Below are 670 nucleotides of genomic sequence, written 5' to 3'. Positions count from 1 at the left end.
GGTAAGCTGTTTATTGGTAAGACACTAAAAGGCTACATTAAAAATGTTCGTGAAGAAGACGGTAAGATTGATTTGTCTCTTCAGAAAATTGGTGTCGCTAAGATGGATGACCTAAGCACTAAGGTTCTGGATCTTCTTGAGAAGAAGGGCGGTTACCTGCCTTTGAATGATAAGTCTTCTCCTGAAGCTATTTTCTCTGCATTCAGAACCAGTAAAGGTACGTTCAAGAAGACAATTGGTGGTTTGTACAAATCTGGCAAGATCACTATCGACAAAGAAGGTATCAGCTTAGTTAAATAAGCGATCCTTTCGGTCAAAAAAAAGCCCAAACCTTCCTGTTTGGGCTTAGGGGAAAGGGCTCCGAAGAGCCTACGCTAATCGTTTCAATCTTTTGACTATTAGGTTGAAGTCTAGTTTAGATTCCCTAAAGTGCGATTTTTCTTATTTGAAATAGTGACTTGAATTGATGTTTGTATAATTAGTCGTTGATTTACAAGCGCTCGCACACAGAGTTACATGACCGGTAGAATAGAAAAAGCCCAAACAATTAACATTGTTTGGGCTTTTTGTTTGTGCGATTCGTTAAGCCGTTAAGCCCGAAAGCTATTTAGAATAGGTTCTTATCGCGCACGAGTTCGCGTGGTAAACCGTTCTTCACTCGGTTGCCAAC

The 670-nt window shown here is 40.1% G+C and carries 1 pseudogene; it reads left to right on the top strand.

The window, feature by feature from the left end:
- Nucleotides 1-300: pseudogene (locus AB4496_RS26125) on the top strand (GntR family transcriptional regulator); the annotation flags it as partial.
- Between the last annotated feature and the right edge of the window lie 370 nt (nucleotides 301-670).

The sequence above is a fragment of the Vibrio sp. 10N.222.46.A1 genome (assembly GCF_041473595.1).
GTDB lineage: Bacteria > Pseudomonadota > Gammaproteobacteria > Enterobacterales > Vibrionaceae > Vibrio > Vibrio tasmaniensis_A.
The sequence above is the reverse complement of the archived record's forward strand: the minus strand, read 5'-3'. Positions and strand labels throughout refer to the sequence as shown.